The organism is Lonepinella koalarum (genome assembly GCF_004565475.1).
Taxonomy (GTDB): domain Bacteria; phylum Pseudomonadota; class Gammaproteobacteria; order Enterobacterales; family Pasteurellaceae; genus Lonepinella; species Lonepinella koalarum.
Window position 1 is genome coordinate 226,036 of the sequence record NZ_SRHX01000001.1, and the last position, 24,315, is coordinate 250,350.

The following is a 24,315-nucleotide window of genomic DNA, read 5'->3' on the forward strand; positions in this document are numbered from 1 at the left end:
AACATCATGGAATTGATTAGCGAAAATCGTTGTTTTGGCGGTAGTCATCGCCGTTATCGCCATTTTTCAAAAGCCAATCAATGCGAAATGGTGTTTGCGATTTATTTGCCACCACAAGCCTTAGTTGGTGAAAAAGTGCCGGTATTGTATTGGTTGTCGGGTTTAACTTGTACCGATGAAAATTTCGCCACCAAAGCAGGCGCACAACGCTATGCTGCAAAACACAGTGTTGCCTTAGTGATGCCCGATACTTCACCGCGTGGCGAAAACGTAGCAAATGATGAACGCTATAATTTAGGGCAAGGAGCAGGCTTTTATGTGAATGCAACCAGTGAACCTTGGGCGAGTCATTATCAAATGTATGATTATGTCGTGAACGAATTGCCAGTCCTGATTGAGCAGCATTTTCCAGTAAACAACATGAAAAGTATTGCAGGGCATAGTATGGGAGGACACGGGGCATTGCAAATTGCCTTGAAAAATCCTGAGCGTTATCGCAGTGTGTCCGCGTTTGCACCGATTGTAAATCCAAGCCAAACTCCTTGGGGGCAAACAGCATTTCATGCATATTTAGGTGAAAATCCTAAGGAATGGGCAAATTACGACAGCACAGAATTATTACGCCAAGTCAGCCATGCTATTCCAATTCGTATTGACCAAGGCTTGAGCGATGACTTCTACCCTGTGGAACTACAACCTGAGAAATTTATTGAGATTGCCGAACAAAAAGGTTTCTTTTTAGCATATTTTATGCACGCAGGCTACGATCATAGTTACTATTTTGTAAGTAGTTTTATTGGTGAGCATATTGCGTTTCATGCTCAATATTTGAAATAGAATTTAAGCCAGCTTGCACTGGCTTTTTTATCAAATATGTGCTTAATTTTTTAGGGCAAAGAATAACCTGCCCCAAAGTGCGGTGCATTTAGTTACAAACGATTAAATAATGACTAAACCACCATCACGCTGGATTTGCCCACTGACAGCTAAATTAATCAATAACAGCCCCGCACTTTCTAACAATCTAGCACGTTGTAATTTACCTGCATCCACTAATTTGGCACCACTGTTTGCTAACGCCGCAAAAATGGCTTGTTTAGCCTCTTGACTGTCACTTGCAAAGAGTAAACTGGCTGGATTGCCTTTTACTTGGCAAGTTGCCAAAGAGTCAGAAAAGTTGATATTAAACCCTTTTACTACTTGGCTTTGTAGTAATTTCCCCGCCAAAATTTCTGCATTGGATGTGCCTTGTGGTACCAGCAATTCATCAAGATTAGCAAAGCTAATTGGGTTGGTAATATCAATCACGATTTTGCCAGCAAAATGTTTGCCGTGGGTTTCTACTAACGGGGCAAGATCAGGGAATTTCACCGCTAATACCACGATGTTGCCGAGTTCATGCCCATCATAGTCCCGTCCGATAATATCAATCTCGTTGCCACAACGTGCAAAGAGTTTGGCGATTTGTGAACCAATCATGCCACGTCCGCCGAAAATACTAATTTTTGCCATTTTTTGCTCCTGTTTTAACCAAAAGATAAGTTTATTGTAAGGCGTGGTATGCGTGAATACAAGCGACAAAAAGAGATAAATAAGTAGGTAAAGCATACGAAAACAAGGGGAGTGTTGTTTTTGTGCTATTTATACCAATAACACCGCCATTAACCCACTCGCCTCTACTTTTAACCCTAAAATCAGCAATACTACATAGACTAAATTTCTAAAAAATAAGGTACTTAATTTAGGGCGAATATAAACGCCCATAAATAAAAACACGATAGAAATGAGCATAATTAGACATAGCATTACATATTGCGTGCTAAATAAATAACTTAATTCTTGGTGTAATAAACTAATTTGTAACAATTTGCTCAATAAATAACAAATATTACTCACTTTGACGATTTCATCTTTATTATCGCTACGATTGAGTAAATACATCATTAAAATCGGCGACATAGCATTGGTACTACTACCGACTAAACCTGCGATAAAACCGAATATAATTTGATTGTAGTGCGTATTTTTGACATTAAAGGGTTGAATTGATGTATATTGACTTAATAAACCTGTGATAGCGTAATATAAAGTTACCACTGCCATGACTAAATATAAAAAGGCATCCGACACAATCAGCAATAATTTTACCCCTAAAATACTGCCTATCACGCTAAATAAAATTAAACGCCAATAATATTGGCAATACGCCCATAATGTTAATTTTTGCGTTTTCGGTTTTACCCATAATACGAGTAAGCTCATCATGGCACAAGGAATAGCAAGCATGACAATCGCATGTGATAAGGGCATATGCAATGATAAGGCGACTGTACCTATCATCGGAAAGCCCATGCCTGTAATACCGTGCAAAATGCTGGCTAAAATAATGGCAATATACAGCATCGCTATTTCCTGGGGGATTGATGGTGAGAGATATCAATATATTATCATTGTATTTCCAAGCAGAACAAGCCAAAAATAAATCAGCAAAACTGCGGTGCAAATTTTGCCTATTTTGGCAAGATAAGCGCAAAAAAAATACCGCACATTTGGATGATGTACAAATGTAAGGTGTTTTTTTGAGAGGCTGGCAAATTATTGGGGGTTCTTAATTTCTTTCACTCTATCTGCCGCATAACCCCAAATACGATCTTCACGATATGGGTATGGACTGTTGCGGTCTTTGAGTAGCATAATTGGAATAACCCATAATACACATAGTGATGCAAAACCGCCAATAATACCGATAACGTAATCTGTACTGGTGACTAAGTTATGGCTTTCAATATACCAAATATAATAAATCATTACTGGAATATTGAGTAGAAAGATTGAGCCGAATCCCGGATTGTACCAACGACGTAATTTATATGAAGTTACCCCATGATTAGTGACTTGCAAGCAGGCTTGTAATACTTGGATTAAGCCGTACCAAATGCAATCAGGGAAAATAATTGCAATGATATAGAATGTATAGCAAAGGAATACATTGTTGATCATCACTAAATTGGCATTAGTGGGATAACGGTTAAAATCATTACCGTGGTTGCCTAATAACACGATATTAAAAATGCTAGGGAAACCACCCGGATAAGCATATTCTTCAAATTGGTGTACTAACATTGCCATCCAACTTAAAGTTAAAATCACTTGGATTTCGCTTAGTTGATTGTGTCCCCAAAGGGCGAGATAGTAGGCAAGCAAAATAAATAGCACCATACCTACGTTATACCAGTTATGACGATACCAATTCATCATTGTAAACTCCTTATTTTGTTTCTGTTGCTTCAACAATTAATACTCGAGATGTGCTACTGTCTTTGCGACTTTTATTGATTTTTTGATAGAAATCTGAGTGATACCAGGCTTGAGCTTGTTCTGCATTTTCAAATTCAATAATGCTGACTACGCCATTTGAATCACCTTCAAGCATTTCTGGCTTGGTGGCTTTTAGCACTACTTTACCGCCATAAGGTTTAAGCGAATCCATAAAACCTGCACGATATTCTTGCATTCCTGCTTGGTTCGTAACATTTACTTCACCAATCACATAAGCAGGGGCAGCTAATACTGATCCAGTGAAAAGTGCGGTAAAAATTATGGAAATTAATTTAATAAATTTCATCGTTGTCTCCTTGTTAATAGAAAATTATGCTTTCTCTTTGGCAAGTTGTTCCATTGCCATTCTCGCCCAGTTACGCCATTCAATCGCTAAGTGCCATTTATGCCCTTCAATCATTTCTTGATCTACGCCTTTTGGCATAAATACGCCAAGTAACACTTCGCAACCGGTGTCAGTATTGCGGAACTGGTGGAATGCTGCCACGGCAGTTGAATGATCACCCTCAATCACAGGGCAAGAAATGTAATTTACGTACGGATATTTTGCTTCATCACGAATCGCTTTTGCTTGTGCTGGAGCATTTTCAATACTTGGGTAGAATTTGCCGATTAAATTCACTGGCTTATCCCAACAGCCCACGGTTTCAATAATACGGCGATTGCCACCCTCGGTATCTTTAATCATGTAATGCTCAGGGTTCGCTTTCCAGTTGGTTTGCTCGCTGAATGTACGGAAACATTTTAAGAAGTCTTCTGCTTTCAAGCCGTCAACTTGCATCACAGCTTGGCTTAATACCAACTCACCATTGCAAGTGTTTGCGAAGTGTTGGAATTTCACATCCATTTCGTCCATTTCTTGTTTAAGAATACGATCTACACCTTCGTGTCCTAATTTAGTTTTGATTAAATCTAAAGCGATATAAGCACGTTCTAATTCTTTGCGAAGTAATTCAATTTCGCTGATTTCTTGACCGTTGATGATTGAACGAATATTTGACATTTTTGTTCTCCTAATTGAGTGATTAATTACATAAAGCTCGTTGGCTTTCAATGGTTATTATTATAAATTGATTACCAACTGAAACAACCAACAGCAATAAGTAGTACTATAGGGATAAGCAGACATATTGTTTATTTTGTATGGATAAACAAATTTTATATAGTTATATTGTTGGGTGAAATCATAAAGTGCGGTATTTTTTCCACTATTTTCTTAACTTCACTAATTCTACCGCATGATCAGCCCCTTTTTTGAGAATAAGATTTGCCCGTTCTCTGGTGGGTAAAATATTTTCTTTCAAATTTAACCCATTAATATCATCCCAAATTTTGCCAGCGGTTTGAATGGCTTTTGGTTCGGATAAATTCGCATAATGTTTGAAATAAGAATTTGGATTATTAAATGCACTTTGGCGGAGTTTTAGGAAACGATGGATATACCATTTTTTTAGTAATTCTTCTTCAGCATCTACATAAATAGAAAAATCTACAAAATCCGAGACAAAGATTTCTGCTTTAGTGCTGATTTGTAATACATTTAAACCTTCTAAAATTAAGATGTCAGGTTGATCAATGATATTAAATTGATCGGGGATAATATCATAGGTTAAATGTGAATAAATGGGGGCTTTGACGTTGTTTTTGCCGGATTTAATATCGGCTAAAAATTGTAGAAGTTTTGGGGTGTCATAAGAAATTGGAAACCCTTTTTTATCTAAGATTTTTTTTTCTTTAAGTATATCGAGTGGATATAGAAATCCATCTGTGGTGATGAGATCTACTTTACGTTCATTCGGCCACTGGCTTAATAAAGTTTGAATAATTCGAGCTGATGTACTTTTCCCCCCCGCTACACTCCCTGCAATACTAATAATATAGGGAACCGTTGGGTTTTGTACGCCTAAGAAACGGTTTAATACGGTTTGGCGGCGGATATTTTCTTCAATGTAATAATTGAGCAAACGAACTAATGGCAAATATATCGTACTGACTTCATCTAAGGAAAGCTCTTCATTGAAACCTAATAGTGGCTTTAGATCTTGTTCTGTCAGTTTTAATGGAACAGATTTTCGCAATTCCGCCCATTGTTCACGTTCAAAGGTTAAAAAAGGACTAAGAGGTTTGCTGTTAGAATAAATAACGTCCGTCACAATAATATCTTTAGTAGAATAATATAAGATATGCAAAATATACCTTAATTTGCGGTAAAGTGGCATAAATTTTTATAACAATGTTAGTGTTTAAAACAGAATGATGAAATTCTGCTTGTTTATTAGTCGAATAATAGGAAATTTCGCTTTTTTTATTAAAAAATACTTGTCAGGGCGTAAAATTTCCCTATAATACGCCTCACTTGCTTACGATATGCCGACTTAGCTCAGTAGGTAGAGCAACTGACTTGTAATCAGTAGGTCATCAGTTCGATTCCGATAGTCGGCACCATTATTTTTCGTAAACAAGCAATTCATTTGTGGAGGGGTTCCCGAGCGGCCAAAGGGGGCAGACTGTAAATCTGTTGGCTCAGCCTTCGAAGGTTCGAATCCTTCTCCCTCCACCATTCTTAATGAATTTGTTTGATGGACAGATGAATTTAGGACTGCGGGCATCGTATAATGGCTATTACCCTAGCCTTCCAAGCTAGAGATGCGGGTTCGATTCCCGCTGCCCGCTCCAAGTAAGCGCTGATATAGCTCAGTTGGTAGAGCGCACCCTTGGTAAGGGTGAGGTCGGCGGTTCAAATCCGCCTATCAGCACCACTTCTTAATTTCAACTTCCTTTGATATAAACCGAATTTTAGTTACATTAGGTTAATGTGGTGTTATTGTACCATCGATAACCGTGTTTTTTAGAGGGACTTCTTAACATGTCTAAAGAAAAATTTGAACGTACAAAACCGCACGTTAACGTGGGTACAATCGGCCACGTTGACCATGGTAAAACAACTTTAACAGCAGCAATCACCACTGTATTAGCAAAACACTACGGTGGTGCTGCGCGTGCATTTGACCAAATCGATAATGCACCAGAAGAAAAAGCCCGTGGTATCACCATCAACACTTCACACGTTGAATACGATACCCCAACTCGTCACTATGCACACGTTGACTGTCCGGGACACGCCGACTATGTTAAAAACATGATTACCGGTGCGGCACAAATGGACGGTGCAATCTTAGTAGTAGCAGCAACCGATGGCCCAATGCCACAAACTCGTGAGCACATCTTATTAGGTCGCCAAGTAGGTGTTCCTTACATCATCGTATTCTTAAACAAATGCGACATGGTAGATGACGAAGAGTTATTAGAATTAGTGGAAATGGAAGTGCGTGAACTTCTTTCACAATACGATTTCCCAGGCGATGACACCCCAATCGTGCGTGGTTCTGCCTTAAAAGCCTTAGAAGGTGAAGCAGAATGGGAAGAAAAAATTCTTGAGTTGGCTAACCATTTAGATACTTACATTCCAGAACCTGAACGTGCGATTGACCAACCGTTCTTATTACCAATTGAAGACGTATTCTCCATTTCTGGTCGTGGTACTGTAGTAACAGGTCGTGTAGAACGTGGTATTATCCGTACAGGTGATGAAGTGGAAATCGTGGGTATCAAAGATACCGCGAAAACAACCGTAACGGGTGTAGAAATGTTCCGTAAATTACTTGACGAAGGTCGTGCAGGTGAAAACATTGGTGCATTATTACGTGGTACTAAACGTGAAGAAATCGAACGTGGTCAAGTGTTAGCAAAACCGGGTTCAATTACCCCACACACTGACTTTGAATCAGAAGTTTATGTATTGTCAAAAGAAGAAGGTGGACGTCACACTCCATTCTTCAAAGGTTACCGTCCACAGTTCTACTTCCGTACCACAGACGTAACAGGTACAATCGAATTACCAGAAGGCGTGGAAATGGTTATGCCAGGCGACAACATCAAAATGACTGTGAGCCTAATCCACCCAATTGCGATGGACCAAGGTTTACGCTTTGCGATTCGTGAAGGCGGACGTACAGTAGGTGCTGGCGTGGTAGCGAAAATTGTTAAATAATTAACGATTTAACGAATATATTTTAGGGGCGTATTGAATACGCCCTTTTGTTTTTCTCAAGTTGAAACTTTAATTCCATCTTAAAATTTGTGATCTTGATTCCAGTTTTGACCTATATTACTTTCTTTAAATAAATTTATTGATAATACTATGTTTTTATTTATGGAATTTCTAAAAATGAAATATGCTTTTATTGATTACGAAAACATCAATTCTTTGGATTATCTTAATCTAACCCAATATGAAAAAATATTTTTATTCATTGGCGCTAACCAAACAAGTATTAGGCTTGCAGAAAAATATACAGTACCACTAAATATAGTCGTCATTACTGTGGATAAGATTGCAGATAATAATTTGGATTTCCATATCGCTTATTATCTTGGCAAATGTGATCACTCGGTGGATAAAATGATTCAATTTGATATTATTTCAAATGATAAAGGTTATTTGGGCATTTGTGATTATATTCATAAGTTAACAACACGACATTGCCAACTTATTCGTCCACAAGATGAGAGTAAAGCACAAAATACATTAGAATCAACCAATAATCAAAATAAACTTGAAAGCAAAGAAAATGTGAAATTGAGTCAATCCATTTCAGATAAGATAATGGAGAGAGCTTTTAAGTTGGTTATTCATTTTCTAACTCAATCAGAAGAACGGCATTTACCGAAGAAAAAGCAAACATTATATAATTATATCTCTAGTAGAATAAATTTTGTGGAAATCACGCAGGATCTTAAACAGCATATCACCAATAATATCATTGAACTATTGGAAAAAGAGAAGTGGATTACGATTAAAAATAGTCAAGTGGTCTATTTAAAAAAGTGAAAAATAGAGATAAAGATAGGTATTAAGTATGTCAGTATAACTTAAATATCCATAACTAAATAGTTAAAGCAAAACTATATCAATAGACTATAGTTAAATATTTATTATTTTTAATCAAGATGGAGAATTATGTTAAGATTTAGATTGTTTTTTTTTATTTTATTTAGGAAAGTAATAAATGAGGAAATTATTCCAATGTGTTAAAAAGATGTCTGCTTTATTTGCTAGCTTATTACTCGGTGCTGTAGCTTGTTCTAACTTGTATCCGGCGTTTGGCGGTTCTCCCGATGAACAAAGTCGGGCAAAAATTAATAAATCGCCAAACTTTGATGGCAAGACTTTTGTTAATTTAGAGCCTACACCAACAGGTTTCCAAAAAGCTGCAAATGGGGAAGAAACTTCATGGTTAAAACGTATTTTTGAAATTGCCTTTCCCCCTGATGGAAAGCAGCCTAGTGAGCCTTTACCGAGCTTAAAGTTAGATACTACTCAGATAGAAAATGGTAGTTTTACATGGCTTGGACATTCCACGGTATTATTTAAGCTTAATGACAAAATTTTAATCACCGATCCTGTATTTCATCGTGCTTCTCCAATCTTTTTTGGCGGTAAACCTTTTACTATGACCTATACACCAAGTGTGGCAGACTTGCCAGCCATTGATGCAGTGATAATCTCTCACGATCACTATGATCATCTTGATTATCAAGCTATTCAAGAAATTAACCCAAAAACAACGCACTTTTATGTACCATTAGGTGTGAAAGGACATTTACAACGTTGGGGTGTACCAGATGAAAAAATTACTGAGTTAGATTGGTATGAGCATGCTCAACTGGATCAACTCCATATTACCTTAACGCCATCTCGCCATTTTAGTGGGCGTGGGCTAACCAACCGAAATACTACATTGTGGGGAAGTTGGGTGATTAAGTCACCATTATTAACAGTCTTTTTTAATGGTGATGGGGGATATGGTCAACATTATAAATTGCTTGGCGAAAAATATGGTCCGTTTGACATCGCTTTAATAGAAAATGGCGCTTATGATGATCATTGGCCTTTGATTCATATGACACCTGAACAATCAGTACAAGCTACTGTGGACTTGAAAGCAAAAGTAGTATTACCAATTCATTGGGCAAAATTCGATTTAGCTAACCATAATTGGCGTGATCCTATTCAGCGTTTTTTAACAGCTGCTGAGAAACAGGATTTTCAAACGGTCACACCTAAAATAGGGCAAACTTTCACCTTGAATAAATTACCACAGGAAGATTGGTGGTCCGTGGTGAAATAGATTGGTTTAGCGTAAATGTTAAATCAAGGTTAATAATTAATTGGTTATCTGTTATTTTTTGCATGAGTATTTGATCTATATCAGATCTTATAACTGTTTTTAGGTAAAATTATGCGGTAATTACTCCAAAATGTTATAATCCACTCCAGTTAAATATTTTACAACTTTTAGGAGAAATCATTATGAGTAATGCTGTTGAAAATGCAGTTAGCCCAGCCCAAGCAGAAGTAAATGCACTGGTTGAAAAAGGTTTAGTGGCGTTGGAAGAATTCCGCAAGCTGGACCAAGAACAAGTGGATTATATCGTTGCCAAAGCATCAGTGGCGGCATTAGATAAGCACGGCATATTAGCCATGCACGCTTATGAAGAAACAGGGCGTGGTGTGTTTGAAGATAAAGCCACCAAAAACCTGTTTGCCTGTGAGTATGTCGTGAATAATATGCGTCATCTGAAAACCGCTGGCATAATTAGTGAAGATGACGTAACGGGCATTACCGAAATTGCGGATCCTGTCGGTGTGATCTGTGGTATCACGCCAACCACCAACCCAACATCAACGGCCATTTTTAAAGCCTTAATTGCGTTAAAAACCCGTAACCCGATTGTATTTGCATTCCACCCATCCGCTCAACAATCTTCTGCTCATGCGGCTCAAGTAGTGTATGATGCTGCCGTAGCAGCAGGAGCCCCAAAAGACTGTGTGCAATGGATTAGCAAACCATCAATGGAAGGCACTTCTGCTTTAATGAAACATCCCGGTATTGCGACGATTCTTGCTACAGGTGGTAATGCCATGGTGGAAGCCGCTTATTCTTGTGGTAAACCAGCATTGGGCGTAGGGGCAGGTAACGTGCCAGCTTATGTAGAAAAATCAGCCAATCTTGAACAAGCAGTGCATGACATTGTGATGTCAAAATCCTTTGATAACGGTATGATTTGTGCATCAGAGCAAGCGGCTATTGTGGATGCAGAAATTTATGATGCCTTTGTCAAAGAAATGAAATCCTACGGCGTTTATTTGGTCAACAAAAAAGAAAAAGCCTTATTAGAAGAATTTATTTTCGGTGTAAAAGCCAACGGTGCGAACTGTGCAGGTGCAAAATTAAATCCGAACGTGGTAGGAAAACCTGCTGCTTGGATTGCGGAACAAGCTGGTTTTACCGTTCCACCAAAAACCAATATTTTATTAGCCGAATGTAAATTAGTGGGCGAAAAAGAACCATTAACCCGTGAAAAATTATCACCTGTGTTAGCGTTATTGAAAGCAAATTCTACCGAAGAAGGTTTAGCCCTTTCAGAAGCTATGGTGAATTTCCACGGTTTAGGTCACTCAGCAGCGATTCACACTAAAAACGCTGATTTAGCCAAAACATTCGGTGAACGAGTGAAAACCATTCGTGTCATTTGGAACTCACCATCAACCTTTGGTGGTATCGGTGATGTGTATAACTCTTTCTTACCATCTTTAACACTCGGCTGTGGTTCGTACGGTAAAAACTCCGTCGGTAACAACGTAAGTGCGGTGAATTTAATTAATATTAAACGTGTGGGCAGACGGAGAAATAATATGCAATGGTTTAAAGTTCCATCAAAAATTTACTTTGAACGTGATTCAATTCAATACTTAAAATCAATGAAAGATGCGGAAAAAGTGATGATTATCACCGACCGTTCAATGGTGGATTTAGGCTTTGTCGATCGCATTACCGATCAACTCCGTCAACGCCGTAATAAAGTGACTTATCAATTATTCTGTGATGTCGAGCCAAACCCAAGCATTGAAACCGTCCGCCGTGGTACAGACTTAATGCGGAGTTTCCAACCAGATACTATTATCGCCTTAGGTGGTGGTTCTCCGATGGACGCAGCGAAAGTAATGTGGTTATTCTATGAACAACCAGAAGTGGATTTCCGTGATCTCGTACAAAAATTCATGGATATTCGTAAACGTGCGTTCAAATTCCCACAATTAGGGCGTAAAGCGAAATTTGTAGGTATCCCAACCACATCAGGCACGGGTTCTGAAGTTACCCCATTTGCGGTTATTACCGATGGTGATATTAAATACCCATTAGCGGATTACTCATTAACCCCAACGGTTGCCATTGTTGACCCAGCGTTAGTTATGTCAGTGCCTTCTCACGTTGCAGCAGATACAGGCTTAGACGTATTAACCCACGCCACCGAAGCCTACGTTTCTATCTTAGCCAATGATTTTACTGACGGTTTAGCTTTGCAAGCGATTAAACTAGTGTTTGAAAACCTTGAAAAATCTGTCAAAGAGTTTGATGAACATGCACGTGAAAAAATGCACAATGCTTCAACCATGGCGGGTATGGCATTCGCCAACGCATTCTTAGGTATCAGTCACTCTATGGCTCACAAAATCGGCGGTAAATTCCATACCATCCATGGTCGTACAAATGCAATCTTGTTACCACATGTGATTCGCTATAACGGTACTCGCCCAACTAAAGTGGCAACATGGCCGAAATACACCAGCTACATTGCGGATAAACGCTATCAAGATATTGCCAGAATCTTAGGCTTGCCAGCGGCTACGCCAGCAGAAGGTGTAGAATCCTATGCGAAAGCCGTTCACGATTTAGCGATTCGTTGCGGAATAAAAATGTCCTTGCGTGATCAGGGCATAGATGAACAAGCGTTCTTAGCTGCTCGCCGTGAATTGGCATTACACGCTTATGAAGATCAATGCACCCCAGCCAATCCACGTTTGGCGATGGTGGAAGATATGGAAGAAATTATGACCAAAGCCTATTATGGTGATGAGAAATAATGTCTAAAAATTTATAAAAAATACACCGCACTTTGGTTATTTACTAAAAAATAATCTGCACCTCAAAAGTTGGACTAATCACCGACCTGTAGGGTGCAGATTTTTATAACCAAATATGATGTTTAGCGTTGAAAACGTAAGTTAGACACAAGTTTTTTTCGCTGCAATGCAACAGTTTGGCATAAGCCAAAATTTTTTGCCATTCTTGTTACTTATAATACTCATATCTTAACCAAGCAATCTTTTGGAGAAAATACCATGACTAAACAAGTGCAAACCTTAAACGGCTTATGGGTAACTCAACCTGAACTGACCGAAGCGGAAAGAAATTCACCACTTTACAAATATTATGAGCAACCGCTCGCCCCAGTTGCCCCTGAATTAGTGGCACAAATTAAGCAGATAGACGCAGCCAGAATGTTGCGTGCGGAAAATCTCAATGATTTGCTCAATGACGGCTATTTAGACACCGAAATCGGCTATTGCTTATTTGAAGATGGTACAGGTTGTGCAGCTTCAATGGTGCAAATGCCTGATGTTACAGCGGAAATGTTAGATTGGTGGTTCTGTTGGCACACAGTTGAGCCGATGCGTTATAAAATTTGGGATAATAAAGTTCATGTGGAAGTGCGTGTCAATGAGCAGGATAGCCAACGTTTGCAAAATACGATAATACCAGCCCAAGAGCGTTTGTGGACAACCACGCATACGGCGGTGGAAGACATCGGCACAGGTGTACAAGAAATTGAAATTGAGTTTCAAAGCCCTGCGGATTTTGGTTTTGATGTGGCACGTTTTACCGATAAAGCCGTTACGGGAATTTTGGCAAAAGCGATGGGTGGATTAGTCAAAATGGGACACATTGCTCGTCCGCACGCTAACGGAAAAGGTATTGAATTACGTACCCGTTTTTGGGTGCTTGCCCCACAAACACCACTTGAAATGGTGCGTTGTTTAAGTTTCCACGCGATGGAAGAATACACCAACTTAGCGGCGATTTTGCCGAAAGTCTATGCTGAATTTGGGCATTTGCCGATTGAGCAAAAGTTGGTAAATTCATAAGGAAAAATCACCGCACTTTGTAGAAGTAGGTAAATAAAATACCGCACGTTATAAAAATGTGCGGTATTTTTCACACTCTTTTCCCCTGTTCTGACTATATCCAAACTATTCTGCCATAAAACGAACAAAATATGGCGTAATTCATACCATTTATTCATCGAATCACCCAAAATTCCTGCATGTTGGCGGTTTGCTGGCAAAGTGCAACCAGCTACCTAATTTCGACTTTCACATCGGTAATTATCTGAGCAACTAAATCATCTTTGCACGAATAATAGGCATAAAAGGCGGAGCGATGCCATTAAGCTGATACCTTGATTTTTGCCAGATTTCATACGTATATTGTTATAATTTTCAACGCCTTATGCAATGCCAACCCACATAAACAGTCGACTGAAAAAATCGGATTGGGGAATAAAAACCTGCCTGAGTACATAGCTCCACAAAGCGATTTTCTGGCACAAGGTGGAAATCTCGTTTAATACGCTCAATACGAGCTAATTTTTCATCTTCACCAATACTGTTTGCAAGTAGATCTTTCAAAATTTTAAGACTTTTATCAAGCTGTTCGCCATCGCCTGTAATGTCCAAAAGAATGAAACTTGAACCACTTTCCAAACGGTCGGCAATATCCTTTAACAAAGATAATTTTTGTCCGTCATCAGGAATAAAATGCAAGACCAACAGCAGCGTAGCAGCCTGAAAACATTGCTCTTTCTGTAAATCGTTTATTGTGCAATTTTTTAACACAATATTTGGGTAATCAGAAAGTTTATGCTGTGCTTGACTAATCATTTCTGGCGAAGGATCAAATCCTGTAATTTGCCAATCATCACGATAATCAGCCAATTTTACAATTTCATTTCCTGTGCCACAGCCTGCTACTAATATGGATTTGGGAGAATTTTGATCGAGAATTTTCGGCAAAAAATCCAAAAAATAATGATAACCCGGTATCCAATTGTCCACAAAATTATCGTAATTACTGGCTCTTTCATTAGAAAAAATTTCTATGTGTGTGTCTAACGGCAAATTGCTCATATTTTATTACCTTGAATTGATTATTATTTACGCTGTTTAAACAACCACTCACGGGCTGGTGTGAGCAAATAGGCATAGTCAAACGAATACATATGCTCGCTTGCACCTTTTGTGCCGTCCACGCCTGTAGGCAACACAGAGCCTTTGCTAAAACGAATAAAATTCGCTTTGTTACCTTTGGTGAGTAAGGCTGCGACTTGGCTGTCTTGCTCGGTTTGTGGCAATTTTGCGGAAAATTCTACTTCACCGTATGGTACATTTGCTTTGGCAAGAATTGCACCTACACCTTGTGCGGTTTCAGTCGCTTTATCGCCTGCGGCGGTTACATATAAGAATTTGTTGTTTTTGAGTGGTTCAAGTGAGTTGATGTCCCATTTACTGCCCACAAACATTGATGCTGCAAAGAAATCAGGGTAAAGACTATTTAAATAAAGTGAAATCATACCGCCCATTGATTGCCCTGTGGTATAAAGGCGATTTTGGTCAATAGCGTACGTTTTTGTGAGTTGTTTAATCAGCGGAATAACGAGATCGACTTCATCGGTGTGTTGCCACGCATCATTAACCGCCACACCACTAAACGCTGGCACAAGCACGAACGCAGGATTTTTCGCTTGCGATTCATCGGTTGCCCAAATAATACCGCCATAACCTTGTTTTAATGGTGCAGCTGTACCTTTGCCTGCAGTGCTAGCATCGGCAATAAACATTACCAGCGGATAGGATTTTTTCGGACTGTAGTTTTTCGGCGTGTAGAGATTGTATTCCAACGTTTTACCTGTGGCTTCATCAGTGAATTTAAGTACTTGGAAGCGTGGTGCGATTTGCTCACGCAGGATGGGAAGTGTGGTGTCGTAGCTTTTATCCGCACCACCGTAAGGACTGGCTGAGTTAGACACTGAACCTAATTGCGGACCGCCCACAGCATTTGGGGTAGATTGGGTATTAGCGTTACACGCACTTATGAGCGTGGAAATTAACATAAGAGATAGGATTTTTTTCATGGTTACTCCTTAGATGGTTGCCAATAAATAATGTCATTATAGTAAAGCCCAAACGAGTGGCAATATCTACCAAATTTGACTTTAATCCTAACTTTTAACCTCTATTCGTGCAATATCCAAACTATTTATTTTTAAAAATGTACTAAAATTTGTACTTTCAGCATCGCTTAGTTGCTGTTTTCCTTATCAATGCAAAAATCGCCAGACAATGTGCAATTTATGCACTTTTATTTAACTAAAGCACAATCTATAATGAGAACAATTGCCATTATGTTATTCATGGAGGGTACCATGAACACGCCTAATTCTGAAATCGAAATCATCCCTCGCTTTATTCTGCTTGCTACGGCAGTATCTTATATAGCGTTAGGTATGTTGCTCGGTTTTACCCAAGGGGGATTGGCACCGATATTGCGTAGTTTGGGTGTGTCCTTGGCAGAGTTGCGTTGGGTATATGTGATTTACCTGCCCTTTGGCTTGGCGTTTTTGTGGTCACCGATGATTGATGCTTGGAGGTTGCCATGGTTGGGGCGACGTAGTGGTTGGATTGTGTCATCTCAACTGCTTGCTACAGTTGCTATGCTGATGGTATCTTTTCTCTCGCCCAGTACAGGGAATTGGGTGATGTTGATGTTGTTAGGGCTCGTCGCTACTTTTGCTGCTGCCACTGCCGATGTTGCCTTAGACGCACTTAATGTGGATTTGCTGCCTGAAAAAAATCGTGCCATGGCGGCAGGTTTAAAAATGGGAGGGTTAGCCTTGGGTACTTTAATTGGAGGAGGTGCCTTGGTGGCGTTTTATCCACAAATTGGTTGGCACGGTACATTTGGGGTCATTGCGGCCTGTACGGCGTGCAGCTGCTTGCCGATACTCGCTTTGGTCAGTAAGGAAAGACGCTTATTTCCCCAATCTTTGCCTCAAGGTGTACAGTTTTTACATTTATGGCGTGATACCGTCTTACGCCAACGTTTACTGCGCTTATCGTTACTGGTCTGTACCCTGTTGGCGTTGTTTAATTTTAACCGTTTATTACTGGTGGATATGGGCGTATCGCTTGAACGTATCGGTACTTTACTCGGTACCACCGGTCCTTTTGCCAATGCCCTTGCTGCCTTGATTGCCACGCTATTATTGCACCGTTTAAGTATTAAACAAACCGCGTGGTTAAGCATTGCCGTTTGCCTAGTGGGGAGTGTTATTGTGTGGCTAGGCGCTTTTTATGCTAACAGTAATACAGTGATTATTGGCAGTATCACCGTAACAGCCACTGCGGCAGGATTGTATGTGGTGCTTGGTAGTCTGATACTGGCATGGGCAAAAGGCACGCAAGCTGCTACCGACTATGCTCTTCTGTATGGCGTGGGGCGTTTTATTGGTACATTCGCTCTGATAGGCTTGCCAGCACTGATTCAATCTATCGGCTGGAATATTTTTCTTGCCTTTGCGATCTTGGCATTTGCCATTTCTGCACTTTGGTTTATGCGGATTGTGGATGCTGGTGTGTGAAAAGACGTGTCACCCGCTATATTGCCTCAATAATTTTGTTTATTTTGTCTATTAAGCCTTTATTTTGCATCCTGAAAAAGTTAATACCTTGCATTAGATAAGACTGCACAGAAATGAGCAGTCTTTTTCTGTCCTATTTCGCAACTCCTCCAAACCCCTTTCTGTCACGCCTTAGTATTTTTCCCCATAGCTTTTTAAAAAACTATTTCAGAGCAGACAAGTTGAGTGATCTGGTCGGTGACTTGTACTTCTATTCGGCATACATTTATCAGTTCCCAGTGGAGTTTGTTGCTTAAGTCACACTATTGTTCGCATAAAAGACTAAAAAATCATTTCAGTACATCAGCCAACTTTGTTTTCACTTCATCCACATTCTCTACCACCTGAAAATTCACGCCTAGGGCGGTACTTAAAGCTGCCACTTGTTTCATTTTTTGTTCACGTATGGCAGGATCTGCGGTAGGGCTGAAAATCGCAGGACAGACCTCGTTTAGTCTAGCATTATTGGCTTTAAGCCACTGCATCCGTGCTTTGTCTTCTTCATGCAATTCAGGGGTGTTGCGGGTGTGTCTTGGGTCGCCGTCTTCAATGATTAATACAAATTTTTCGCCGTAGGCTATCAAAGTTTCTAAGTCATCAATGATTTTTTGTCCATCGCCCAATTGCATTTGGCTGCTGTGGATAATAGCGATGGGAAAATCGGCAACATCAATAAATTTTAGGCTTGGGGTATTCATAACAGTCTCCATTAAAGTTAAAATGTGCGGTGGTTTTTGGGGCAAATTTCAGCCTTATTGCGTTACTTCTGCGCCAACTTCTCCACCAAAAAATCTGCCACAGCCCGTACATTAGGCGAGCGGCGGACACCTTCATGCATCACCATATGTAGGTGTGCAGTAAAAACACTTTCTTTACCGGGTAGGCTTATCGCCGTTAAATTATCACTTGGCAACACATAAAAGTCAGGTAGCACGCTAATGCCCACTTTTTGCATAATGAGTTGTTTTATCACCATAAAATCATTGCTACTCAACACCACAGTGCAATTGGTCAGTAAGTTATCTACCAAATACTCTAAAATGCCGTGGGATTTTACGCCAATAAACCGCCACTCACTTTCCTTATAGCTGCGTAGATAATCATTGTGTGCATACAGGCGGACATTGATGTTAAACAAACGGCGCACCACCAAGTCACCCTGCTCAGGTGAAGGAATACGTAAGGCAATGTCAGCTTGGCGTTGGTACAAATCGCTCAGATTAGATGTGCTTTGCAACACCAAGCGGATATTGGGGTGACGGTGACGAAACTCGGCAAGGTGTGGGGCAAGTATCATTTGCCCGAGTAAGGGGGAAACCGACACCACCACTTCGTGCATCGCTTGGGTTTGTTCGTGGGCGATGCGTTGCAATACCAGCATATTCTTATGGATTTCACGCGCCTGTTGATACAACCGTTTACCATCTTCGGTGAGCAAATAACGCTTGTTGATACGGTCAAACAGGCGAAGTTTTAGCCGATTTTCCAAGCTTTCCATCTGCCGTGCCACAGTACTGTGCTGCACGCCAAGAATCTCGGCCGTGGCAGTCAGGGTCTGTTGTTCTACTAAGGTAACAAAATAGTAGATGTTGTTCCAATCTAGCGCATTAGCATGAGGCATTGGTGTGATACTCGCATAACGTAGCAATACACATCGGCAATGGTGATTTTTGCTCACCACGTTCTAAGCGAATAGCTTGAAAGTCGGCATTCGCCCAATGCAATGCTACATGTGGCACAAGGGGACAAGCACCTTGCAAATAATAAAGTTTTAACATCATCTTCTCCCCAAATGTGAACCAAAAAGCATGGTTGAGATTGTTTCATTATAACTATAGCATAAATTTTTGTGCAAAAATCATCAGATATTGCTAATTTATTCACTATTATATATTTAAAGCACAATCTGACATAAAAGATAATATAGCGTTTAAGTCGCTTTCCGGTTATTTGAAAAAGTGGGAGCGATTTTGGTGAGTAGGAATATAAGTGAACTGCTCCTAAAAAAGTTAGACCAATAACGAATTTACTCAGGGGCAGATCACAAAGTGCGGTATTTTTTTAGCTTATTTTTTTATCCTAACTATACCCCATCAATCTCAATAATTCCTTGGTATAATCAATAGCTTCGGTGCGATTTGCTACGCCGATTTTTTGGTATAGATTGCGGATATGGGTTTTGGTGGTGGTTATGGCGACTTGTAATTCTTCCGCAATATGTTCATTGTTATAACCTGAATAAATCAGTCCTAATACTTGCCATTCTCGTTGGGTCAGTGGGCTGATTTTAAGCAATTCAGGGACTTCAGGATTGTTCAATAAACGTTCTACAAATTGCTCGTCAAAATGGGCAAATTTATGCCGATAGTGCTGATTGATACTGCGTAAAATAAATTGGGCTTTATGTTGGGTAAATTCGTCTAATACATTGCTTAATTGCAAGAGTTGACGAATTTGTTGTGCCATAATATCGCCTTCAAGCACAAATGCACTGATAAAATTCGTTTGTTTGGTTAAGCGAAGTGCTTCAAGCAAATCTGTTTGAGCCAGATTTTTCTCATTCTGTAAGAAATATAGACGGTTACGCAATATTAACGCTCGATTTAAATCACTGGTTAAATTGAGTTGCTGGGCGGTTGCAATGATGCGATCTAAAATCTGTTTCGCTTGGCTAAATTCACTTAGTGCAATGTACGCTCGGGCAATACTTCGCCATTGTTCTTGGCTAAAATGGTTGCGATCAGTGTGGGGTTGTTTACTTTGAATTAACCAGTTTTGCATGGCTTCAAGATTATTATTCATTTGATATAACAATACTTTGGCAGAATCCGCATTGGCTAACCAGTCATCATGATAATCGTGCATACTTTGTAAAATATCTAAGCCTTTAATCAACCGATCAGCGTTATCTAAATCACCACGCACCAGCGAAATTTTGCTTAATAGCGTCACACATTGTAATTTATCAGAGGCTTTATTTAGAATTTGAATGCCCGCATTTGCCATGGCTTCAGCTTTATCAAGATTGTACCATTCCCACAAGATACGCCCTTTTAAGCGGAGTAAAAACTCATACATGGGAATTTTTTGTAGATGATTTTCTTTCACAAACAGGGTGGCTTTATCCAACATATCATAAGCGGCTTGCAAAAAGCCCTGTGCCATTAAAATTTCTGATTGTTGTAACAGCGACCATAAAATATGATGATAAGTATGGTGATGACGTGCCATTTTTTCAGTGTGTTGTTGGATTTTTAAGGCTTGCTCCAGATTACCATAACAATGATGTGCTTCACCGATAATAGAATTTGCCACAATTTGTGCGTAATAGGCATTTTCGGGTAAATCGGCTTGTGCTTTTGATGCAAGGGATAACGCCGTATCTTCATTGCCGTCATTAATGGCAACCTGTGCCAATAATACATCAAATTCCGCCTGATTTTCTTTGCTTAATTGTATGTTATTTTGCTGTAATGCTTGTTTAAATTGGCTAAAAATGCCGATTACTTCATTATGTCGATGTTGACTTTGAGCCAGCCATGCCTTGAGTAAGACTAAATTTGGCTGTTGCATAAATTCGTCTTCATTTAGGCATTGTAAACTTTCTTCCAATAATTGCAGTTCGCCATGATGAAATAAATCCCAAGCATGTTGATTCAAAATGGATAACAAAATGGAACGGTTTTCTAATTGCATCGCATGATATAAGGCTTCGGTGATATAACCTAATTTTAACCATGCTTCTGCTGCCCGTTGATGAAGATCTTGCAATTCTTCGCCTAATTCGGTTTGGCAACATTGCCATAAAAACGTGGCAAATAAAGGGTGAAAACGCCACCAGTTGTCTTCGGAATCCATTTGATGTAAGAATAAACCTTGTTTTTCTAACTCTTCTAAGGATTTGCGGCTATTGGTTACACCGGTTAAATGTTGTGCTAATGCTTCATTCATGGAACGTAGCACGGAACATTGGAGTAAAAATTTGCGAGCTGTCTGATCGAGCTTATTTAGCACTTCATCATTTAAATATTCATTAATATGGGAGTTATTTAACTTCGTTAACCGTTTGGCAGCGTCCTGTAATGAGATGTTTTGTTGCTTAACCGATAGGCTAATTAATTGTAAGGCAGTCGGCCAACCTTCTACTTCATCGCAAAGTGCGGTGATTTCTGGTTCAACTAATTCCGCATCAAGACGAGATTGGAAAAAAGCAATGCTTTCTTGATGATTGAAAGGTAACTGGCCCGCATCAATTTCTAATAATTGTTCTTGTACTCTCAAACTGGCAATGCCTAACGGTGGCACGGAGCGAGAAAGCAAAATCAATGTTATATTATCGGACTGATGACGAATCCAATATTTTAATGCTTCATGAATATCTTCATTTTCAATTAAATGATAGTCATCTATAATCAAATAGAAATGCCCTTTTAAGCCAGCAATCTTAATTAACAGCTGATCGAATAAGGTAAATAAACTGGCTTGATGATTGAATTGCCCATCTTCTATTATGGGTTGTTCTGCATTAATCGCTTGACTAAGAGCAGCACAAAAATAGGTGGCAAAACGTTCGGGATTGTTGTCACTTTCATCTAACGAATACCAACCTACATTTTTAGGTTGTTGCGAATTAATCCATTGAGAAATTAACGTGGTTTTACCATAACCCGCAGGTGCATTAATCAGCACCAACGGATATTCACAGGCTTTATCTAATAATTGTATTAAACGCTCTCGAATCACGCTATTTTGTAAGCGGTAAGAACAAATCAGTTTTGATGGAATGAGCATATATTTAAGGTATCCAGTCTGTGTAGAAGAATACGGCTTCTCTACTTCTTTATAGTCATACTAAGAAGATTATAGCAAGGATGATTTATTTTTACATTGATCCAAGATAATGAAACATAGAGATTTAATAAAAATTTATGGAGTTGCTATGTTACAAAACCAATTTAGTCAGGCATCATTTGATATTGTCGTACAAAAATACTGCCGTTATTTTGATGTGGACAGTGCCGAACAGTTTTCTTTGAGCCAATGGTATCAAGTGTTAGCCGAAGGGAGCCTTGCTTTAGCTTACGCAATACCCGCACAAAAAAAGGCGGATACTCGCCACGTCAATTATCTTTCCATGGAGTTTCTTATTGGGCGATTAACAGGCAATAACCTGATGAATTTAGGTTATTACCAGCAAGCCAAAGCCTATTTAGCCAACTATGGCGTAGAAATCGTTGATGTGTTAGAACAAGAGCGTGATCCTGCATTGGGGAATGGTGGTTTAGGTCGATTAGCTGCCTGTTTCTTAGATTCCATGGCAAGCCTTGGACAACCTGCCACAGGCTACGGTTTGCATTACCAATACGGTTTATTCAAACAAGCCTTTGAAAACGGCGTACAAAAAGAAAGTGCAGATTTTTGGGGACGCAATGATTACCCGTGGCAAAGCCACAACCCAGCCAAAACCCAATTAGTAGGTTTTGGGGGTAAAATTCAGCCAATTAAAGATGATAAATACGAATGGCAACCTGCATTAACCATTCAAGGCAAAGCCTATGATTTGCCTGTGGTGGGTTATCAAAATAATGTCGTACAGCCTTTACGTTTATGGCAAGCGGATAACGATCAAACCTTTAGCTTTGAGAAATTTAATGACGGTAAATTCTTGCTTGCAGACAAAGAAATCGTTAATGCAGCAGCTTTAACCCAAGTGTTATACCCGAATGACAACCATAAAGCTGGGCAAAAACTCCGCTTAATGCAACAGTATTTCCACTGTGCTTGTTCAGTAGCGGATATTTTAGCTCGTCATTTGGCACAAGGTCATCGCCTACAAGATTTTGCTAAATATCAAGTGATTCAATTAAATGATACCCACCCAACCCTTGCTATTCCAGAATTAATGCGAGTGTTATTAGATGACTATGATTTAAGCTGGGATCAGGCTTGGGAAATTTGTTCAAACACCTTTGCTTACACCAATCACACCTTATTACCCGAAGCCTTGGAACAATGGGATCAACGCCTATTTAAACAATTATTACCTCGTCATTTCCAAATTGTGGATAAAATCAATCGGTTATTTCAGCAAAAAGTGCGGTCAGAATTTGGTAAAAATCCGCAAATATGGGAAAAATTAGCCATCTTATTTGATTACCGAGTACGCATGGCAAATCTTTGTGTGGTCACTTGCTTTAAAGTCAATGGAGTGGCTCAAATTCATTCGGATTTATTGGTGACGGATTTATTCCCTGAATATCATAAAATCTTCCCAACCAAATTCTGTAATGTGACCAATGGTATCACACCACGCCGTTGGATTCGTCAAGCTAATCCAAAATTAAGTGATTTATTAGACCGCACTTTACAAACCGATTGGACTAAAAATCTTGAACAATTACAGGGTGTTGAGAAATATGTGGAAGACTACGGTTTCCGTACCGAATATCGTCAAATTAAACAACATAACAAAGCGATATTGAGTGCGGAAATTAAACAGACCCTTGGTTTAAGCGTAAATGAAGATGCCATTTTTGATGTGCAAATTAAACGTTTCCACGAATACAAACGCCAACATTTGAATTTGCTCAATATTATTGCGACCTATCAACAGCTGAAAGACAATCCAAATATGCCGTTCACGCCACGTTTATTTGTCTTCTCAGGCAAAGCGGCACCAGGCTATTATTTGGCGAAGAATATTATTCATGCCATTAATAACGTGGCACAAGTGATTAATCATGATAAGCACATGAAAGATAAATTACAGGTCGCATTTTTGCCAGATTATCGAGTCAGTCTGGCGGAAAAAATTATTCCCGCCGCCGATGTGTCGGAACAAATTTCCATGGCAGGTAAAGAAGCCTCAGGGACGGGCAACATGAAACTCGCCTTAAATGGGGCATTAACCCTTGGTACATTGGACGGTGCCAATGTGGAAATCGCCCAAATGGTCGGTGCAGAAAATATTTTCCTGTTCGGTCATACGGTAGAAAGTGTCCGCGAACTGTTAACACAAGGTTATGACCCGAAAGCCTATTATCAACAAAATCCCGTGTTAAAAAGTGCGGTGGATTTTTTAACCAAAGGGGCAGTGTGCCAAGGCAATAAGGCGATGTTCAAATTGATGATCGACAGCTTAATAGAACGTGATCCGTTCTTAGTGTTGGCGGATTTTGATAGCTATATGGTAGCTCAACAACGCATTGGACAGGCTTATTTAGACAGGGAAGCATGGTTACACAGTTGTATTTTGAATACGGCTCGGCTTGGTATGTTCAGTTCTGACCGTTCCATTCGAGATTATCAACAACGTATTTGGTTGAAATAACAACG

At 39.5% G+C, this 24,315-nt stretch carries 20 protein-coding genes and 4 tRNA genes; 12 read left to right on the forward strand and 12 right to left on the reverse strand.

What is annotated here, in order from left to right:
• Positions 1–6 precede the first annotated feature (6 nt).
• The gene (gene fghA / locus E0709_RS01135) at positions 7–837 is read left to right on the forward strand and encodes an S-formylglutathione hydrolase (RefSeq protein WP_132299713.1); all 831 of its coding nucleotides are present in this window, start codon (positions 7–9) and stop codon (positions 835–837) included.
• A 102-nt stretch (positions 838–939) separates the two neighbouring features.
• Here fghA and E0709_RS01140 read toward each other — a convergent pair whose 3' ends face one another.
• The 6 genes from E0709_RS01140 to coaA all read right to left on the reverse strand — a co-directional run bounded on the left by E0709_RS01140 (position 940) and on the right by coaA (position 5,492).
• Entirely contained in the window at positions 940–1,512 is a 573-nt protein-coding gene (locus E0709_RS01140) for an NADPH-dependent F420 reductase (RefSeq protein WP_132299715.1), read from the reverse strand.
• Between the two features lie 129 nt (positions 1,513–1,641).
• On the reverse strand, positions 1,642–2,403 hold the full coding sequence (locus E0709_RS01145) for a sulfite exporter TauE/SafE family protein (protein WP_132299717.1): 762 nt from the start codon (positions 2,401–2,403) through the stop codon (positions 1,642–1,644).
• Between the two features lie 192 nt (positions 2,404–2,595).
• A complete protein-coding gene (locus E0709_RS01150; protein WP_132299719.1) occupies positions 2,596–3,258 on the reverse strand; it encodes an HXXEE domain-containing protein in 663 nt (220 codons plus the stop codon).
• Between the two features lie 10 nt (positions 3,259–3,268).
• The gene (locus E0709_RS01155; protein ID WP_132299721.1) at positions 3,269–3,625 is read right to left on the reverse strand and encodes a DUF1330 domain-containing protein; all 357 of its coding nucleotides are present in this window, start codon (positions 3,623–3,625) and stop codon (positions 3,269–3,271) included.
• 24 nt (positions 3,626–3,649) lie between these two features.
• Complete coding sequence (locus E0709_RS01160) at positions 3,650–4,342, reverse strand: hypothetical protein (protein WP_132299723.1); 693 nt, start codon at positions 4,340–4,342, stop codon at positions 3,650–3,652.
• 205 nt (positions 4,343–4,547) lie between these two features.
• Positions 4,548–5,492, reverse strand: a complete 945-nt coding sequence (gene coaA, locus E0709_RS01165; RefSeq protein WP_391540685.1) for a type I pantothenate kinase — start codon at positions 5,490–5,492, stop codon at positions 4,548–4,550.
• A gap of 216 nt (positions 5,493–5,708) precedes the next feature.
• Between coaA and E0709_RS01170 the strand changes: the two genes are divergently transcribed.
• The 9 genes from E0709_RS01170 (at position 5,709) to E0709_RS01210 (ending at position 13,390) form a co-directional block, all read left to right on the forward strand.
• Positions 5,709–5,784 (forward strand) — tRNA-Thr (locus E0709_RS01170).
• 30 nt (positions 5,785–5,814) lie between these two features.
• Positions 5,815–5,899, forward strand: a tRNA-Tyr gene (locus E0709_RS01175).
• A 41-nt stretch (positions 5,900–5,940) separates the two neighbouring features.
• Positions 5,941–6,015: transfer RNA gene (locus E0709_RS01180), tRNA-Gly, on the forward strand.
• A gap of 7 nt (positions 6,016–6,022) precedes the next feature.
• A tRNA-Thr gene (locus E0709_RS01185) sits at positions 6,023–6,098 on the forward strand.
• A gap of 107 nt (positions 6,099–6,205) precedes the next feature.
• The gene (tuf, locus tag E0709_RS01190; RefSeq protein WP_132299727.1) at positions 6,206–7,390 is read left to right on the forward strand and encodes an elongation factor Tu; all 1,185 of its coding nucleotides are present in this window, start codon (positions 6,206–6,208) and stop codon (positions 7,388–7,390) included.
• A 177-nt stretch (positions 7,391–7,567) separates the two neighbouring features.
• Entirely contained in the window at positions 7,568–8,230 is a 663-nt protein-coding gene (locus tag E0709_RS01195; RefSeq protein WP_132299729.1) for a PIN domain-containing protein, read from the forward strand.
• Positions 8,231–8,408: 178 nt separating this feature from the next.
• A complete protein-coding gene (locus E0709_RS01200) occupies positions 8,409–9,530 on the forward strand; it encodes an MBL fold metallo-hydrolase (protein WP_207905205.1) in 1,122 nt (373 codons plus the stop codon).
• A 182-nt stretch (positions 9,531–9,712) separates the two neighbouring features.
• Complete coding sequence (gene adhE, locus E0709_RS01205) at positions 9,713–12,328, forward strand: bifunctional acetaldehyde-CoA/alcohol dehydrogenase (protein WP_132299731.1); 2,616 nt, start codon at positions 9,713–9,715, stop codon at positions 12,326–12,328.
• A 258-nt stretch (positions 12,329–12,586) separates the two neighbouring features.
• Entirely contained in the window at positions 12,587–13,390 is an 804-nt protein-coding gene (locus tag E0709_RS01210) for a DAPG hydrolase family protein (RefSeq protein WP_132299733.1), read from the forward strand.
• 354 nt (positions 13,391–13,744) lie between these two features.
• Here the strand turns inward: E0709_RS01210 and E0709_RS01215 are convergent, their stop codons facing one another.
• Together E0709_RS01215 and E0709_RS01220 are read right to left on the reverse strand one after the other, a co-directional pair.
• Complete coding sequence (locus E0709_RS01215) at positions 13,745–14,431, reverse strand: class I SAM-dependent methyltransferase (RefSeq protein ID WP_132299735.1); 687 nt, start codon at positions 14,429–14,431, stop codon at positions 13,745–13,747.
• 23 nt (positions 14,432–14,454) lie between these two features.
• Positions 14,455–15,435, reverse strand: coding sequence for a carboxylesterase family protein (locus E0709_RS01220; protein WP_132299737.1), 981 nt, complete (start codon positions 15,433–15,435; stop codon positions 14,455–14,457).
• A 291-nt stretch (positions 15,436–15,726) separates the two neighbouring features.
• Between E0709_RS01220 and E0709_RS01225 the strand changes: the two genes are divergently transcribed.
• Positions 15,727–16,941: an MFS transporter gene (locus E0709_RS01225; protein ID WP_165867190.1), complete on the forward strand. Its 1,215-nt coding sequence runs from the start codon at positions 15,727–15,729 to the stop codon at positions 16,939–16,941.
• 329 nt (positions 16,942–17,270) lie between these two features.
• Here E0709_RS01225 and E0709_RS01230 read toward each other — a convergent pair whose 3' ends face one another.
• The 4 genes from E0709_RS01230 to malT form a co-directional block, all read right to left on the reverse strand.
• Entirely contained in the window at positions 17,271–17,678 is a 408-nt protein-coding gene (locus tag E0709_RS01230; protein WP_132299741.1) for a hypothetical protein, read from the reverse strand.
• 62 nt (positions 17,679–17,740) lie between these two features.
• On the reverse strand, positions 17,741–18,601 hold the full coding sequence (locus tag E0709_RS01235) for a LysR family transcriptional regulator (protein ID WP_132300276.1): 861 nt from the start codon (positions 18,599–18,601) through the stop codon (positions 17,741–17,743).
• Positions 18,588–18,761 carry a thioredoxin domain-containing protein gene (locus E0709_RS12375; protein WP_209300502.1) on the reverse strand — a complete coding sequence of 58 codons (174 nt, stop codon included), beginning with the start codon at positions 18,759–18,761 and terminating at the stop codon, positions 18,588–18,590. Before E0709_RS12375 ends, E0709_RS01235 begins: the two co-directional genes overlap by 14 nt.
• 298 nt (positions 18,762–19,059) lie before the next feature.
• A complete protein-coding gene (malT, locus tag E0709_RS01245; protein ID WP_132299743.1) occupies positions 19,060–21,771 on the reverse strand; it encodes an HTH-type transcriptional regulator MalT in 2,712 nt (903 codons plus the stop codon).
• Between the two features lie 148 nt (positions 21,772–21,919).
• Here malT and glgP point away from each other — a divergent pair, with 148 nt between their 5' ends.
• Complete coding sequence (glgP, locus tag E0709_RS01250) at positions 21,920–24,310, forward strand: glycogen/starch/alpha-glucan family phosphorylase (RefSeq protein WP_132299745.1); 2,391 nt, start codon at positions 21,920–21,922, stop codon at positions 24,308–24,310.
• The last annotated feature ends 5 nt before the right edge of the window (positions 24,311–24,315 follow it).

Bases quoted from the DNA above. Each gene is read 5' to 3' on its own strand.
- fghA (WP_132299713.1), top strand. From the start codon at position 7: ATGGAATTGATTAGCGAAAATCGTTGTTTTGGCGGTAGTCATCGCCGT.
- E0709_RS01140 (WP_132299715.1), bottom strand. From the start codon at position 1,512: ATGGCAAAAATTAGTATTTTCGGCGGACGTGGCATGATTGGTTCACAA.
- E0709_RS01145 (WP_132299717.1), bottom strand. From the start codon at position 2,403: ATGCTGTATATTGCCATTATTTTAGCCAGCATTTTGCACGGTATTACA.
- E0709_RS01150 (WP_132299719.1), bottom strand. From the start codon at position 3,258: ATGATGAATTGGTATCGTCATAACTGGTATAACGTAGGTATGGTGCTA.
- E0709_RS01155 (WP_132299721.1), bottom strand. From the start codon at position 3,625: ATGAAATTTATTAAATTAATTTCCATAATTTTTACCGCACTTTTCACT.
- E0709_RS01160 (WP_132299723.1), bottom strand. From the start codon at position 4,342: ATGTCAAATATTCGTTCAATCATCAACGGTCAAGAAATCAGCGAAATT.
- tuf (WP_132299727.1), top strand. From the start codon at position 6,206: ATGTCTAAAGAAAAATTTGAACGTACAAAACCGCACGTTAACGTGGGT.
- E0709_RS01195 (WP_132299729.1), top strand. From the start codon at position 7,568: ATGAAATATGCTTTTATTGATTACGAAAACATCAATTCTTTGGATTAT.
- E0709_RS01200 (WP_207905205.1), top strand. From the start codon at position 8,409: ATGAGGAAATTATTCCAATGTGTTAAAAAGATGTCTGCTTTATTTGCT.
- adhE (WP_132299731.1), top strand. From the start codon at position 9,713: ATGAGTAATGCTGTTGAAAATGCAGTTAGCCCAGCCCAAGCAGAAGTA.
- E0709_RS01210 (WP_132299733.1), top strand. From the start codon at position 12,587: ATGACTAAACAAGTGCAAACCTTAAACGGCTTATGGGTAACTCAACCT.
- E0709_RS01215 (WP_132299735.1), bottom strand. From the start codon at position 14,431: ATGAGCAATTTGCCGTTAGACACACACATAGAAATTTTTTCTAATGAA.
- E0709_RS01220 (WP_132299737.1), bottom strand. From the start codon at position 15,435: ATGAAAAAAATCCTATCTCTTATGTTAATTTCCACGCTCATAAGTGCG.
- E0709_RS01225 (WP_165867190.1), top strand. From the start codon at position 15,727: ATGAACACGCCTAATTCTGAAATCGAAATCATCCCTCGCTTTATTCTG.
- E0709_RS01230 (WP_132299741.1), bottom strand. From the start codon at position 17,678: ATGAATACCCCAAGCCTAAAATTTATTGATGTTGCCGATTTTCCCATC.
- E0709_RS01235 (WP_132300276.1), bottom strand. From the start codon at position 18,601: ATGCCTCATGCTAATGCGCTAGATTGGAACAACATCTACTATTTTGTT.
- E0709_RS12375 (WP_209300502.1), bottom strand. From the start codon at position 18,761: ATGATGTTAAAACTTTATTATTTGCAAGGTGCTTGTCCCCTTGTGCCA.
- malT (WP_132299743.1), bottom strand. From the start codon at position 21,771: ATGCTCATTCCATCAAAACTGATTTGTTCTTACCGCTTACAAAATAGC.
- glgP (WP_132299745.1), top strand. From the start codon at position 21,920: ATGTTACAAAACCAATTTAGTCAGGCATCATTTGATATTGTCGTACAA.